This window comes from Pseudomonadota bacterium, from assembly GCA_026388255.1.
Classification (GTDB): domain Bacteria; phylum Desulfobacterota; class Syntrophorhabdia; order Syntrophorhabdales; family Syntrophorhabdaceae; genus JAPLKB01.
On sequence record JAPLKC010000096.1, the window covers coordinates 17,476 to 32,253 of the forward strand.

The following is a 14,778-nucleotide window of genomic DNA, read 5'->3' on the forward strand; positions in this document are numbered from 1 at the left end:
ATGCTGCCTGCCCTATAGCCTTCCATAATCATCTTCAATTCTCACTATATCATCTTCTCCAAAATATTCGCCCATTTGAACTTCTATAAATATGAGCGTTTCCTTCCCGATATTCTCGATCCTGTGAAATGCTTCTTTCCCTATATTAATACAATCACCGGGTACTAAAAGATATTCTCTTCCGTCTATTGTGACCTTCCCTTCGCCTCTAACAATCTGCCAGTGCTCCCCTCTCTTAAGATGTTTCTGATAACTCAGCCTTTTACCCGGAAACACTTCAATCCTTTTTACCTTAAAATCCATCTCATCCTGAATAACAAACCATCTCCCCCAGGGAGGCATGCCTTTATGCCCGTCGTCCATTTCCATGGGTGTCTCCTCATTAAAATTATTTGGACTTATTATCTTTTTATACTTCTTCATGTAAGTATAGTCAACTGTCATCAGATATGGAGCGGCAGTTTTAAAAGTTTTTTTGAACTATACTCGATTGAGTACCGGATAAAAATATTGTATAGTTAGACAATTGCTTATGAAAAAAATAGTAGTCGGCACAGCCGGACATATAGATCACGGTAAAACCACCCTTATCAAAGCCATTACAGGCATCGACTGCGACAGGTTGAAAGAGGAAAAAGACAGGGGTATTACCACGGAACTCGGCTTTGCACATTACAAGTTCGGCAACGATTTACTCCTCGGCATAGTTGATGTACCAGGGCATGAAAAGTTTATCAGACACATGGTTGCAGGGGCCTGGGGTATTGACATGGTGCTCCTTATAGTTGCAGCAGATGAAGGAGTAATGCCCCAGACAAGAGAACACATAGATATTTGCGAACTCCTCGGATTGTCGAAGGGCATCGTCGTAATTACCAAAAAAGACCTTGTTGATGATGTTATGGTGGAGCTTGTTACCGAAGATGTGCAGGACCTGCTTAAAGGGAGACTGCTCGAAGGCGCAACTGTTATACCCGTATCTTCAACTACAGGTGAAAACCTGGAACAGCTAAAAAACGCAATTAAAGAAATTGCCGTTGAAATACAGGAACGGTCCGGCAGAGGCATATTCAGATTACCTGTGGACAGGGTTTTTACTTTAAAAGGGCTCGGCACAATAGTAACGGGAACATGCATCTCAGGCTCCATCAAAACAGGTGAAGAGATTGAGATATATCCTCTAAACAAACGGGCAAAAATAAGGAATATCCAGACATACCATGAAGATACAGCAGAGGCAATTGCAGGGGAAAGGGTCGCTTTAAACTTGCAGGGTGTTGAGAAACAGGACATAGACAGAGGAACCATCATCGGCAGGCCGGGCACCTTAGCATTATCCAACAGGATAGATGTATCATTAAAATATTTGAAACTCCCCTTCAACCCCATAAAAACCGACACAATTTTAAGGTTCCATATAGCCACAACCCAGGAAGAAGGAAGGCTGATCTTATTAGACAAAGATACTATTGAACCGGGCGAGGAGGCTTTTGCCCAGTTTGTTTTTTCAAATCCGGTCGTTTCTCTGCCTGATGACAGGTTTATTATCCGTGGTTCATACATGATTCAGACCATCGGCGGCGGAAAGATTCTTGATATTGCACCGACAAAACATAAACGGAAGGCCGCAGAACTGGATTCCCTGTACAGTCTCTTGAAAGAAGGCACTTACAATGACAAAGCCGAATACCATATTCTGAAAGGCGGGTATAAAGGCATTGACAGATCATTGCTTCCCGTATTTATAGGCAAAGATGCACCTTATGCTGTAAATATAGTGGAAACGTTAACACAACTCGGCAAAATAAAATCTATCGGAAAAACAATAGTACATATGGATTATTTCACAGGCTACAAAAAAAGCCTCAAACAGATACTCGCCGATTTTCACGAAAAGAACCCTTTAAAAATAGGTATATCAAAAGAAGAATTGCGTATGAGACTGCCTGCTGTTGAACCCCAGGTATTTCAGACAGCCCTGGATGAATGTATTAATGAAGGGGTAGTTGAAACCGAAAAAGATAAAGTAAGGGCAAAAAATACCGGAAAATCGATTGACACAGAAGTTGAACGCCTTGAAAACAACATATTAAAAATGCTTTTTAGCGCAGGCCCTACACCTCCTGCATTAAAAGAACTCTCCATTGAACTGAAGAAAAGTGAAAATCAGATAAAAGACATCATGGAAAAATTGACATACAGGGGTAAGGTAATAAAAGTAAAAGGAGAACTCTACTTCCACAATGATGTTATGGAGACTATAAAGGTAAAGGTAGTCACACATTTAAAAGAAAAAAAAGAGATGACGCCTGTAGATTTCAGATCATTTTTTGATATATCAAGAAAATATATGATACCGATACTTGAATATCTTGACGAAATCAAACTGACAATAAGGGTGGGTGATAAGAGGGTTTTGCGGAACTGACCCGCTACCGGCTAAAGCCGGTGGTTGCCCGCTGGGCTTATCCGTTAAAATCTATCTGACTGACACCACAGCTTCCGATATCCAGCCATCTTTATTGCCGTATAAATGAAAACTGTACCATCTCTTTCCGGCACTATCCGTTTTTTCGTCAATAATCTTTACCGTTTCGCCTTCAAAAATCAAACCTATTCTTGCAGCATTAATATCAGGCGCGCTTCTTACATTCGCACTGCTTGCTTTGATTGAGGCCTCTCTTTCATGTTTCCTTGGACTTTCAACCTGCGGCGACTCTTCACGCTTTGCCGGCTCTGCCTGTTGTGCCTTGTTTTCCTGTGTTTCCTGTGCCGGTTTATCATCAGCCTTAATCGTAACTTCCTTTTTTACCGGCGCCATGCTGCCGGCCTCTTTCCCACCAAAAGTAAAATAATAACCTGCAGCAAAACCGGCGATTATTACGAATAGAACAGCCAGCACAGCAAAAAATGGTCTTACATGGTCTATTTTTGTCTCATATTTCACATCTTCCTTCAGGCTTACAGGGGCGACGTTGGGTATCTTTTTTTCTACAATTTCCTTTCTCTCATTAAGTCCGGCAGAACTATCCGATACAGGTTCCTTTTTTGTCTCTCCCTCATTAATATACGCGAGGCTTTCTCCCTTGCCTGACATTGCATTTATAACCTTTGACATCTCCTTAAAACCAATCTTGCTTGAACGGTCGGTAAAACCTATCAACAAAGAAAGATCCGACATGGCAATGATCGTTCTCGGAGAGCCCATGGAATATCTCTGAATAATTTCCAGGGCATCATCGGTAAAAATTTCCCTTTCATCGTTGAGGCCGGCTCTCATAAGCCTGTGTTTAATAAGATCCCTTGTTTCTTTAAGCTGCAAAGGAACAAAGTAATATCTCACAGGTAATCTTTGCCAGAATTCCGGTATGGATTTAACTTCGTTCCACAGCGGTCTCTGCCCGGAAAGAATGAATGTATGCAGATATTCGTTGTTGTATGTAAGGTTTATAAGAATCCTCAGTTCCTGTAATATATCCTGCGCCCCGCATAACATCTGACCCTCATCAACAATTATGATGCTTTTACCGCCTTGTTGCTTTATCTCAATGAGAGCTTCTTTTAAGATCATAAGATTCTTCAGCTTATCCTGGTTATGACTTAAATCGGAAACAATCTGCATTCTGTTATGGATAAAATCAATCGTCAGGTTTCTTGGCTTGTTCTCTTCGTCAGGCGTGGAATCGGTGAAACATCCTGCTATATAGGCTATTAATTGATTAGATGTTAAGGTCGGGTGGTCAACAAAGGCATATTTAAATGCATCGCCATATAATCCTTTCATTTCGTTAATAAGTTTTAAAAGAATGGTCGTCTTTCCAAGCCCGGCATCCTCCGATACTACGAGCGCACCGCCCTTGTTTGTGTTTACTGCATATTTCAACCGTTCAAGGCATTCGTAATACTGTCCGGCCATATGCATCATATTGCTGTCAGGCGCTAAAAGGAATGGATGCTGTTTCAGTCCCCAATACTCTATGTAATTTTCACTCATGGCTGGCATTGCTTGCAGGGAGAATACCCTATTTTTATTGCATCAAAACGGCTTCGGAAAACAATTTTATTTTTGGCGGACATTTTGTCCGCTAATGTGCATGAAGGCCTGTGCAGAGAATATGTCCTTTTATTTCCTACATAGGAAGCTTCTGTCTCCCTCTTTTTCTCCTGCCACAGTCCTCTTTCCTCATTCATTGCTTTCTTCTGGTGATTTAAAAGCAGATCACTATATTTTGTATTGGGCGGCTTAATCATTACTTTTGCATAACCGAGTCTTACAAGCTCGGCATTTACAAATAAATTCTTTACAAAAACATAAGCAAGCAGTCTTCCGTAATGATCTTTTCTTTCAGCATCAAATTCAAGCTTTATTTTCTTCATAAAAACAAGCTTTTTATTGTACCTTGCAGCCTCTCTTGCATAAAATTCAGCTCCGCCTCCCTTTATAAACAACTCAGGCGTATCTATCCCCAAATACCTGACGATTTCGCCTGTATCCAACTGAACCGTATCTCCGTCAATAATTTTATTTACCACATATTCCTTGGCAAAGGAATATCCTGCTAAAACCATTATCAAGCAAAGTAGTATTGCAAGGGCTCCAATTTTTTTCATAAAAACGATTCTACAATATTTTGCTTTCATGTTAAACAACAAAAGTCTGCTCAAAACCGGTTTTCACCTGAAAATCCCTTCATCTTTGTTAATATTGCTGTAAAACATTTATTTGCGGTTCACTACAAAAATATCTTGCAAAAAATAGTTATTTGCCGGAAAATGATGCATGTCGGCTTTTCAAACAACCATGTATGTTGCGATGAGAAATAAATAGATCTTTCTTTTTATACTTGCTTTTGTCCCTGGTATAAATACAAACATAGAGGGGATAAATGATAATTTACGGACTAATAACACGATTCGGCATTGCAAAAAGTGCATTTTTTATGAGCGTTCTTTGCGTCCTCGTTTCTCTTCTTTTATTCTTTATCATCGCCTTTTTTGCTGGTGGCTACACTGTCCGCCCTGTTGACATTTTCGCATCCCTTATTATTCCTGCCTTTATTGCGCCCCCTGTTTGCATTATTCTTTTGAGGATAGTTAATTTACTCTATCAGGCAAGAGCAGACCTCTTAAAGGCACAGGAGGAACTTGAAAAAAAAGTGGCGGAGCGGACAAGGGAACTTACAAATACAAACGAACTGTTGAGAGAGGAGATAGAAGAGCGAAAGAGAATGGAAGAGGAGCGAAACCAGATGGAAGCATTGCTTATACGTGCAAAGAAAATGGAAGTCGTAGGCATGCTTGCTGGCGGTGTGGCGCACGATCTCAACAATATCCTTGGCGGCCTTGTGACCTATCCGGATTTCCTCATAATGCAGTTGCCTCCGGACAGCCCCATGCGCAAGCCTCTCCTGACGATTAAAAACTCGGGAGAGAGGGCTGCCGCAATTGTACAGGACCTTCTCGCCCTGACAAGAAGAGGGGTCGTTACTAAAGAGCCATTGAATCTGAATGAAATCATTTCTGAATACCTGGCAACCCCGGAACATCAAAATATGCTTAAACAACATCCGGATATACAGGTTGAGGAACATCTCGATAAGCATCTCCTGAATATTCTGGGCTCACCGGGTCATCTTCTGAAAACATTAACAAACCTCCTGTCAAATGCTGTTGAAAGTATGCCTGCCGGTGGAGTTATCTCCATCGCTACCGGCAACCGGCACATGGACAGGCCTGTTAAAGGCTACGACTACATAAAACAAGGGGATTATGTAACTTTAATTGTCTCCGATACCGGGACAGGAATCCCTCCTGAACACAGTGAAAGGATATTTGAACCATTTTTTACAAAAAAAGTTATGGGAATAAGCGGAACAGGACTCGGGTTAACTCTGGTGTGGGGAACAGTTAAAGACCACGAAGGATATATCAGTGTAGATAGCGTTATGGAAAAAGGAACAACTTTTACCCTCTACTTCCCTGTTACCCGCCAGGCACAGGAAGGCAAAGATCATGCGATATCTATTCAAGAACTCATTGGTCAGGGAGAAAAGATTCTGGTTATCGACGATATGGAAGACCAGAGAGAGATTGCCGCAAAAATACTCACCAGTCTTGGCTACTCTCCCGCAACTGTTCCAAGCGGTGAAGAAGCGATAGAATACCTGAAAGGTCATTCCGTGGACCTGATATTGATCGATATGATTATGTATCCGGGTATGGACGGACTTGAAACCTATAAGGAAATACTAAAAATTCATCCTGGCCAGAAAGCCATTATTGTAAGCGGTTTCTCTGAAACAGACCACGTGAAGGATGCCCTACGGCTGGGAGTCGGGGAATATGTCAAAAAACCCTATCAAATTGATAAAATCGGCCTTGCAATAAAGACTGAGTTGAAAAAACCCCCGACAAACTGATACGGAAACAAGAGAAAAGTTTTGATAACCGTATAGATTTGTGGGCAACAACCCTTTAATCAATCGTTATCTTTATGTAAACATGTTCCCCATCAGCCGGTTCAGCATGTGAGTCCCTTTTACCTCGGTTTCAAATAACGGCACAACCGCCCTTACCCTGTCTCCGAATATATTCCAGATTGTAGCCATATGCTCATCCTGCATCTTAACACGGTTACGCACAAACTCTGCAGCATTTGCTGCTACCTGATCTTTCTGGATAATACCATTAACCAGCACACCGCCGACAGGGATGCCGAACTCGTAGAACCAGTTGATAAACCTCGTAATAACAGCTATTGGAAGGGCTTCAGGCAGAGTAGCAAAAAAGAAGGCGGTGAGGTTATTGTCTGTCAGGAGACTTTGCGCCTTTGCCATCCGTTCTTTAAAACTTAAGAGATAATCCATAAGCGGATCTTTCTCTTTTTTCTTTGAAAATGAAAGGGCTTCCCTCAATGTTGTTGCTTCATCCCTGCTTTTCAGCATCTTTTCAACCCATAGAGAATAGACCTTCGACATGCCAAGTAGTCGCCTTGCATTTGCAGTAGGCGCGGTATCAAAGACATAGAAATCATATTCGTCTTTAAACATAATATCCGTCATATTTTCAAACATGGCAGATTCTTCGAAGGCAGGGTTCATAGTGGCAGACTCTACAAATTCATCTGCCTTTGTCGAAAGGTCTGCAAATCTTAAAAACCAGTTGATTTTTTCACGGATTTCATTTTTTGACCGTTCAATCGTATCGTGTGTGTCAATCTCAAAGGCATAGCAGAGTTTCTCGTCGCATACGTTCACAGCCTTCCCGAAAACGTCCTGTCCAAATAAGTTTGAGAGACTATGGACAGGATTGGTAGAGGCAAGAAGCGTCTTTTTCCCCTGTTTAGCTGCCCAAAGCGCAGCAGCCCCTGCCATAACCGTCTTCCCTACCCCTCCTTTGCCGCCAAAAAATATATACTTCAAGTTCGGGTGGTCCTTCATATATTTGGTCATGCTCGTTGTTATTTGATCCATTTTGAGGCTCCTTATTGCCTGTTTTCGGGCTTAGTCAAACATGCGTTCTGCCAGCTTTTCAATCATCTGCAAACCTGTCACATCACGCTCCATCTCAGGCACATAGGCAAGAATCTGGTTTTTAAAGGTATCGTCAATAACCTTCAGGTAATGTTCCTGCATGGTGAGACGATTTTTCAGATACTCAGGAATCTGTTGATTTTTCAGTTCCTCCGGCAAAACACGGTTCACAATGTAACCGCTTAAAGGCACATCGAATTTCGCGAAAAGACCCGCGGCCTTCAAGGTATCATTAATTACCATCTCCTCGGCAGTTACCACGAAAAAAAACGCTGTCCGCTCTTTATCGGTAAGTATCCCCGATGATTTGTTAATACGGTCTTTGATATATAGCAGTTCATTCAATATGGCATCTTCCTCTGCATTTTTCTCGTGACGCATTACGGCAGCTACCTGGTCATATTCACGCATCTCCTGGCGGAGGCCGGTAATCTTATCAATCCATTCGTCATAAACAGATGCCATACTGAGATAATATAATGCATGACCCAAGGGCACAAGGTCATATATGTAGTAGTCAAAACCGCCCTTTACTACAATATCCACAACCTCGTCGAAAATGGCGCTCTCTTCCATAGCCGGTTCTGCCGCTGCCGCCTGTATATAGCTTTCAATCTCTTCAGGGATCTTGTCCATACCGTACATATCGAGTATTTTCTGCCTGATTTCCTGCTGATATTCCTTTACACGCTGGTCTGCGTCTATTTCCTGCGCATAGAGGTTCGGCATGATCTCTGTGGGGCCTTTTCCAAAAATGTCCTTCTGGAAAATATCACTTAACGAAGCTTGAGGATCAACAGAAAAAACAAGAACGCGCTTACCCTGTTTTGCCAGATAATAGGCAGTTGCAGCAGAAAATGTTGTCTTGCCGAGGCCGCCCTTGCCGCCGAACATAATGTAACGTCTGTCCGGGTACTGTTCAAATATCTTTGTTAGCGAAATGGGAACCACCCCCTTTATTAATTTAGGATTTAGAATGTAAAAATTAGAATTTCAGATTTATCAACTGAAACTCTTCACTTCAAACATGGAGCCACTATTTTAAGCCAGTGCGTCGGTTAAATCTTTTTCCCTCAACATTCTTCTCTTCCAGGTTGAAATCTGGGGAACAACATAGGGAAGCAGTCTCAGAGAATAATATGGCGGCAGAATAGGAACACCAAGCATATCGCCCATGGTAATAAGTATGAAAAGATGCTCCATGCTTGCCCGTGTTTTCAGTGCAAATCTCGCCGAGTCATGTGCAGCCACCCCGTATACAAATTCTTTAACAGCCTGAAAGAAACCGCCTTTCTTTTTTTCATCATCGCTCATGGTGCCATCTCCTCTATTAATTTTTAGAATCCATAATTGATACTATGCCTTTGCTGATATTGCCCGGGCTTTTATTAGCCTGTACCGGTTCAACGCTTTAATGCCTTCCACACCAAGAATCAGGGCTGCAACAACAAGAAAAAGACCGACAAGCCCCATGAGGGTGTTGCCTACAAGAGCCTCTCCCGTTACCTTCCCTGAAATAACCTTCTGCAGCAGGCTGTAAGATGTGTAAAGAAGTGCTGCAATGGTTGTAATAAACATAAAGATCATCGGATAGAATGTCCATGCGGCAGGTTTGCCTTCAGACATTAACCAGGCCGTTACCAGTAAAAGCGCAAGGGAAGCCATAAGCTGGTTTGCCCCTCCAAAGAGAACCCATAAATATTGCCACCACCCTGTTAAGACAAGTATCATGCCGAGGGCACATGCTATGAAGGTTCCCACATGGGCATTTCTGAATACAGGACTTATGTCGCTTAACAATTCCGAAGTTGCCACTCTCATAAAGCGAATAACAAGCTGCATAATAGTAACGGCCAGAACAACCATCATAACGCTGCCATAGGAATTGCCCAGATTTAAAGGCATCCCGAGGGCGCCCATGAATTTCGCGACCCCTCCCGCAAAGATGACTCCAGGTCCCTTTGAAATTGCAGCCCCGTATTCAGCAGGGGACGCATAAATAGTTCCGGCAATAATAAGTGCAAATAATGCAAGCATCATTTCGACAAACATAACCCCGGCAGTGACAGGCCGTGCATCCAACTCGTTTTCAAGTTGCCTCGCAGTCCCGGAACTTGATACGATGCTGTGCCATCCGGAAACAGCTCCGCAGGCGATGGTAACAAACATAATGGGCCAAAGAGGACCGATCTTTATCGAAAAATCCGTATATGCAGGCAGGGTGAAATTAGGATGAATGATAAAAACACCGATGATCCCGAAAAATAATCCGAGAAAAACAATGTATGACGCAACATAATTAACAGGGAGTGCGAACCTCCAAATGGGAAGCACTGCTGCAAAATAGCAAAAAACAAAGGCTGCAATCGCCCATAAGACCCTGCTGTTAGAGAGGTCCGTACCGAGTATCCTGTCGGAAGGAGCGATTGTACCAAGCCATATTCCAAGAAGGGCAATAACTACCGTAACAACGGTTGTCAGGATAATATCGCTCCTCCACCGGTAAATCATCTGGCCTGCAAGGACGCCGGCAATAGTTAAAAACAGCCATGCCATAGGAGCTGCCTTAAGCCCGATGGCAGTACTCACCACAACATTGCCGAATGCCCCGGCGATGAGAAGCAGATAGAAATAAATGAATGCGAGAAGGATAACCCGTGCTCTCGGTGAAATAAGTTTATGGCTTAGCCCTCCGAAAGAAGCACCTTCATTTCGCATTGATATTGCTGCGCTTGAATAATCCTGAACCCAGCCGATAAAGAATGCTCCGGCAAGTATCCATATCAACGCGGGAAGCCAACCCCACTGGATTGCGATAATGGGCCCGATAATCGGAGCTGCGCCGGCAATAGACTTGAACTGATATCCGAAAAGAATATTTTTGCTGGTAGGCATAAATTCCACGCCATCCATGTACATTTTTGCAGGGGTCGTCCTTTTCGGATCAGCTTTGATAATCTTTGAATCAATATACTTTGCATAATAACGATAGCCGACAAAGGCAACAACAAAACCCATAACAAGAACAGTAACTGCGTTCATGCTTACCTCCCCTTTTAAGCTTCACGTCAATGTTTCTTCAGAAACAATCATGCCTTAATGACATTATAAGTAAAGTGAAGCAGTTTCAAGTTATTCTATAGATTATAGTTATATTTTTATAATCCGGAAGACCACAAAGTCAAATAAAAAATATATTATCAGCAACCAGATAAAAACAATCACAGAACCGGCAATCCATCCGATTCTTTTTGCGATTTTCCGTTGAGATCCGGCCCTTTCGCGGCATTCATCCATTACTTCTTTCGGGATCATTTTCGTGAGCAGTATGATTCCGGCAGGGATCAATACAAGATCGTCAAGATAACCTATAATAGGTACAAAATCCGGGATAAGATCAACAGGGCTTAAGGCATAGGCAATAATAATGAGGGCGAAAGCTTTAGCATACCACGGAACCCTGGGGTCTTTTGAAGCCAGGAAGAGTGCATGCACCTCGCTTCGTAATCTTTTTGCCTTCTTCTTCCATGACTTTATGTCCACATTATACCTTAAGAACTCTAAGAAGAGATTGTACCCCTTTCAGACCTACATTACCGGCCTGTCCTAAAAGATATTGTATTATTTATTCCATTGTCAGAAACAGGTTTTTTACTCTGCATCGAGCTTCTTTCTGATATCGTTCCAGAAATTCATAATCTCTCTTTTGGAAGGGGGTTTCTTCATATCAAACCCTTTTTCTCCAATATAGCTATCAAAGTGTTTTGTGATGAATGTATCGGGGATACTATCAATAATCGTGTACAGATCCTTTTTGCCTGCTGACTGAATTTTTATTATTGCGGCAGACCTGTCCATTTTCTCATCTATCCCGTAAGCGGTCTTCACGTCCTGTGGCAACCCCTTCATGTCACTGTAAATGGCTGTATACTTGTTTGCGAATTCCTGATCATCCATCTTTTTGAGCTTAGCTATATTGGTCTCCTTTATTTTGTCAATATCAGTTACCGCAATGTAGCCCTTTGCAAAGAGCTTAACCACTGTACCGACAATAAATTCTTTTGTCTTCTGTACATCAAAGTCATTATCATCTTTCCCTTCCGTAGTACAGAATGCTTCACATATCAGGAATAGTCCGAGGATGATTGCCGTAAAACCGATAATGCATACCTTTGTCCTGTTCATATCGGATAAGTTTACGCTGCTGTTGAACCACTGTCAATGCCTTTGATCCCTGTTAATTTTATCGTTTTAGGCAATGGTTTTGTAAAGTCATCCACTGGAAAATATATTGCAAACTTTTTTCAAAAAGTTTACTGTTTACCAAGGAGCTGCTGAATATGAAAATGATAACTTTGATATTCGCTATATTACTTATGATAACCGGCAATGGATATGCCTCGAATGGCGCATTCGACAAAGCTGATGTAAACAAAGACGGCAAAATTGATGAAAAGGAATTTGATACGGCTGTTAATAATAAATTTAAGCAATATGATAAAAATAATGACGGTGTTATTGACTATAAAGAGCTTAATATTGCGAAAGATGCTGATGCAGCCAAAGAATTCAAGTTTATGGACAAAAATAAAGATGGAAAAGTAAACAAAGAAGAATTCAAGGCTGCTGCATTTGAGAGATTCAAACTTTTTGATAAGAGTAAAGACGGTACACTCAGCACGCCTGAGTATAAAGCTGAACGGGCGCTTCCTATTCTAAAATTCTATTTTTAATCAACAGCCGCATGAGGTTTTCAGGAATACGTCAGCCAAACCCCTGAAGCCAACCCGGCAAAGTCGGGTGGTTACGGGCAACAAGCCCCAAGTTATATTGCAGGAACGCACATACAATCCCCTCTTGACATGGCATAGAGTATAAAGCATAATTTACCCGATGAAAAAATACACCCTGCATAGGGATACTGCACCGAAAACACCCCTTATTGAATATGAAAAAGAACTGAATGAGGAACAATTAAATGTAGTAATGTGCGGAAATGGGCCTATTCTTGTCATAGCAGGCGCCGGAAGCGGCAAGACACGGGTTGTCACATACCGGGTTGCAAGACTTCTCGAACAGGGAGCGTCACCAAACAGCATACTGCTCCTCACATTTACCAACAAGGCTGCACGGGAAATGCTCCACCGCGTGGAACACCTGATAAAAATAGACACCAGGTATATATGGGGCGGTACGTTCCACCACATCGGGAATATGATATTAAGACAACATTGCGAACTGCTCGGTTTCAAAAAAAACTTCACGATCCTCGACAATGAAGATGCAAAAGACATGATCGAGCTTGCAGTGAAAGACCTGAAGATAGACAAAAAGGAAAGGAGATTCCCGAAAAGCACATTGATAAAAAAGATACTGAGTTATTCCGTAAATACAATGGATAATGTAGAAGCATGCATTAAAGAAAGATATCCCTTCTTCATTGACATAATCGATGAAATATCGGCAGTAGAAAAAAAATATACTGAAAAGAAAAAGGTTACGAATTCAATGGATTTCGATGATCTGCTTTTTTTCTGGCACAAGATACTATTGGAAAATGAACATTTGAGGGCGCATTATGCCCAGGTTTTTTCTCACATTCTCGTAGATGAGTATCAGGATACAAACAGGATACAGGCACAGACCGTTGACTTCATGGGGCTTATAAACAGAAACGTAATGGTTGTAGGTGACGACGCCCAGAGTATTTACTCTTTCAGGGGCGCAAACTTTCAAAACATCCTTGAATTTCCGAAAAAATATGAAGAAACCAGGATGTTTAAGCTTGAGACTAATTACAGGAGCACCCCTGAGATACTGGAGCTTGCAAATGACTCCATATCGCAAAATAAAAAGCAATTTTTAAAAAACCTGAAGAGCATAAGGGGCAGCGGCGTAATTCCGGTTGTAACGCATTTAAGAGATGTTATGCAGCAGGCGGAATTTGTTGCGCAGAGAGTACTCGAATTGAGAGACGAGGGCGTGCCTCTGAATCAAATAGCTGTCCTCTACAGGGCACACTACCATGCCATGGAGCTGCAGATGGAGCTTACCCGCAGAGACATCCCCTTTGAAATAAGAAGCGGACTGCGTTTCTTTGAACAGGCCCACATAAAAGATGTTGTTTCGTTTTTAAGGATTATGAACAACATATATGATGAAGTCTCATGGAAAAGGATGTTGAAGCTATTCCCCAGGGTAGGCAACAGAACTGCAGATCACATCTATGAATATATCAAAACCTGTCCTGATCCGGTTCATTCATTTATCTCAAAGGATATTGTTGAACATTTTAAGGGTATACAAAAGGAAAACATTGAAATATGGTCAAAACTATTCAATGAACTTTCCGTACTGTTGGAAGAAGAAGCATTATCCGACATGATCTCCGCTGTCCTGAAGCATGGCTATTCGGAATATCTTAAATATAACTACCCCAACTCTGATTCAAGGCTTGAAGATATCGGACAACTGATGAACTTTTCCACCCAGTATCAGTCTCTTGAAGCCTTTTTAAGCGAGTTATCCCTGTTAAGCGGCGTCAGTGGTGAAGAGGTTGTAAGCGCCGCCATGGATGATGAAAAAATGATCTTAAGCACCATTCATCAGGCAAAGGGGCTTGAGTGGAAAGCAGTATTCCTCATATGGTGTGCTGAAGGGAGATTCCCGAACCCGAAGGCCATAGAAGAAGGCAACGATGAGGAAGAAAGAAGGCTTTTCTATGTGGCTTCTACACGGGCTATGGACGAATTGTATCTGTGTTATCCACTTCTGACTTTCGATAAACAGGCAGGCCATATCATCCTTAAACCTTCAAGATTTATCTCGGAATTAAAAGGCAGCACATACGACGAATGGCATGTATCGGAGTAACAACGCCTCTTTCTGGCTCTCCCTGTTTGTCTCCAGGAATAAGAGATTTCTGGGATATTTATCGTCTTCTTTATCCTGAATTTCATACCATCATCCAAGACTTTTACAAAACTTCATAAACACCGTCATATCAGTAAAACCGGTAGCGAAAGTAATTGAACCTCCCCGCAGCAGAGCTGCGAGGTATCAGAGGAATGGGGAACATGACTCTTCCCCCTCACCCTGCCCTCTCCCTCAAGGGGCGAGGGAATATGGTTACCCCTAAGCAGAGCTTCGAGGAATCAATTGATTGAATATACCGGATATCTCACCTCCCTGGGATTACTGCCTGCTTCATTTTACTTATTCATTTACGCGGGAATAACAATAAAGA

At 42.1% G+C, this 14,778-nt stretch carries 13 protein-coding genes; 4 read left to right on the forward strand and 9 right to left on the reverse strand.

The features are described from left to right. Positions 1–12 precede the first annotated feature (12 nt). Entirely contained in the window at positions 13–444 is a 432-nt protein-coding gene (locus tag NT178_15020; GenBank protein ID MCX5813839.1) for a phosphomannose isomerase type II C-terminal cupin domain, read from the reverse strand. Positions 445–532: 88 nt separating this feature from the next. Here NT178_15020 and selB point away from each other — a divergent pair, with 88 nt between their 5' ends. After that, entirely contained in the window at positions 533–2,428 is a 1,896-nt protein-coding gene (gene selB, locus NT178_15025) for a selenocysteine-specific translation elongation factor (protein MCX5813840.1), read from the forward strand. A gap of 51 nt (positions 2,429–2,479) precedes the next feature. Here selB and NT178_15030 read toward each other — a convergent pair whose 3' ends face one another. Both NT178_15030 and NT178_15035 read right to left on the reverse strand, forming a co-directional pair. Then, entirely contained in the window at positions 2,480–3,994 is a 1,515-nt protein-coding gene (locus NT178_15030; protein ID MCX5813841.1) for an SH3 domain-containing protein, read from the reverse strand. Continuing rightward, on the reverse strand, positions 3,991–4,611 hold the full coding sequence (locus NT178_15035) for a thermonuclease family protein (GenBank protein MCX5813842.1): 621 nt from the start codon (positions 4,609–4,611) through the stop codon (positions 3,991–3,993). The genes NT178_15030 and NT178_15035 overlap by 4 nt, the downstream gene beginning before the upstream one ends. 275 nt (positions 4,612–4,886) lie before the next feature. On the opposite strand from NT178_15035, the gene NT178_15040 reads away from it, so the two are divergent. Beyond that, on the forward strand, positions 4,887–6,419 hold the full coding sequence (locus NT178_15040; GenBank protein MCX5813843.1) for a response regulator: 1,533 nt from the start codon (positions 4,887–4,889) through the stop codon (positions 6,417–6,419). 72 nt (positions 6,420–6,491) lie between these two features. On the opposite strand, the gene NT178_15045 is transcribed toward NT178_15040, so the two are convergent. The 6 genes from NT178_15045 to NT178_15070 all read right to left on the reverse strand — a co-directional run bounded on the left by NT178_15045 (position 6,492) and on the right by NT178_15070 (position 11,717). After that, positions 6,492–7,472, reverse strand: a complete 981-nt coding sequence (locus tag NT178_15045; protein MCX5813844.1) for a TRC40/GET3/ArsA family transport-energizing ATPase — start codon at positions 7,470–7,472, stop codon at positions 6,492–6,494. Positions 7,473–7,502: 30 nt separating this feature from the next. Next, the gene (locus NT178_15050; GenBank protein ID MCX5813845.1) at positions 7,503–8,483 is read right to left on the reverse strand and encodes a TRC40/GET3/ArsA family transport-energizing ATPase; all 981 of its coding nucleotides are present in this window, start codon (positions 8,481–8,483) and stop codon (positions 7,503–7,505) included. 90 nt (positions 8,484–8,573) lie between these two features. Next, positions 8,574–8,846 carry a hypothetical protein gene (locus NT178_15055; protein ID MCX5813846.1) on the reverse strand — a complete coding sequence of 91 codons (273 nt, stop codon included), beginning with the start codon at positions 8,844–8,846 and terminating at the stop codon, positions 8,574–8,576. A 42-nt stretch (positions 8,847–8,888) separates the two neighbouring features. Beyond that, entirely contained in the window at positions 8,889–10,574 is a 1,686-nt protein-coding gene (locus NT178_15060) for a hypothetical protein (GenBank protein ID MCX5813847.1), read from the reverse strand. A 108-nt stretch (positions 10,575–10,682) separates the two neighbouring features. Further along, positions 10,683–11,069 carry a YkvA family protein gene (locus tag NT178_15065; protein MCX5813848.1) on the reverse strand — a complete coding sequence of 129 codons (387 nt, stop codon included), beginning with the start codon at positions 11,067–11,069 and terminating at the stop codon, positions 10,683–10,685. Between the two features lie 114 nt (positions 11,070–11,183). Next, positions 11,184–11,717 carry a hypothetical protein gene (locus NT178_15070; protein MCX5813849.1) on the reverse strand — a complete coding sequence of 178 codons (534 nt, stop codon included), beginning with the start codon at positions 11,715–11,717 and terminating at the stop codon, positions 11,184–11,186. Positions 11,718–11,872: 155 nt separating this feature from the next. Between NT178_15070 and NT178_15075 the strand changes: the two genes are divergently transcribed. After that, positions 11,873–12,265: an EF-hand domain-containing protein gene (locus tag NT178_15075; GenBank protein MCX5813850.1), complete on the forward strand. Its 393-nt coding sequence runs from the start codon at positions 11,873–11,875 to the stop codon at positions 12,263–12,265. Positions 12,266–12,425: 160 nt separating this feature from the next. After that, positions 12,426–14,405: an ATP-dependent helicase gene (locus tag NT178_15080; GenBank protein MCX5813851.1), complete on the forward strand. Its 1,980-nt coding sequence runs from the start codon at positions 12,426–12,428 to the stop codon at positions 14,403–14,405. Positions 14,406–14,778: the final 373 nt, after the last annotated feature.

Bases quoted from the DNA above. Each gene is read 5' to 3' on its own strand.
- NT178_15020 (MCX5813839.1), bottom strand. From the start codon at position 444: ATGACAGTTGACTATACTTACATGAAGAAGTATAAAAAGATAATAAGT.
- selB (MCX5813840.1), top strand. From the start codon at position 533: ATGAAAAAAATAGTAGTCGGCACAGCCGGACATATAGATCACGGTAAA.
- NT178_15030 (MCX5813841.1), bottom strand. From the start codon at position 3,994: ATGAGTGAAAATTACATAGAGTATTGGGGACTGAAACAGCATCCATTC.
- NT178_15035 (MCX5813842.1), bottom strand. From the start codon at position 4,611: ATGAAAAAAATTGGAGCCCTTGCAATACTACTTTGCTTGATAATGGTT.
- NT178_15040 (MCX5813843.1), top strand. From the start codon at position 4,887: ATGATAATTTACGGACTAATAACACGATTCGGCATTGCAAAAAGTGCA.
- NT178_15045 (MCX5813844.1), bottom strand. From the start codon at position 7,472: ATGGATCAAATAACAACGAGCATGACCAAATATATGAAGGACCACCCG.
- NT178_15055 (MCX5813846.1), bottom strand. From the start codon at position 8,846: ATGAGCGATGATGAAAAAAAGAAAGGCGGTTTCTTTCAGGCTGTTAAA.
- NT178_15060 (MCX5813847.1), bottom strand. From the start codon at position 10,574: ATGAACGCAGTTACTGTTCTTGTTATGGGTTTTGTTGTTGCCTTTGTC.
- NT178_15070 (MCX5813849.1), bottom strand. From the start codon at position 11,717: ATGAACAGGACAAAGGTATGCATTATCGGTTTTACGGCAATCATCCTC.
- NT178_15075 (MCX5813850.1), top strand. From the start codon at position 11,873: ATGAAAATGATAACTTTGATATTCGCTATATTACTTATGATAACCGGC.
- NT178_15080 (MCX5813851.1), top strand. From the start codon at position 12,426: ATGAAAAAATACACCCTGCATAGGGATACTGCACCGAAAACACCCCTT.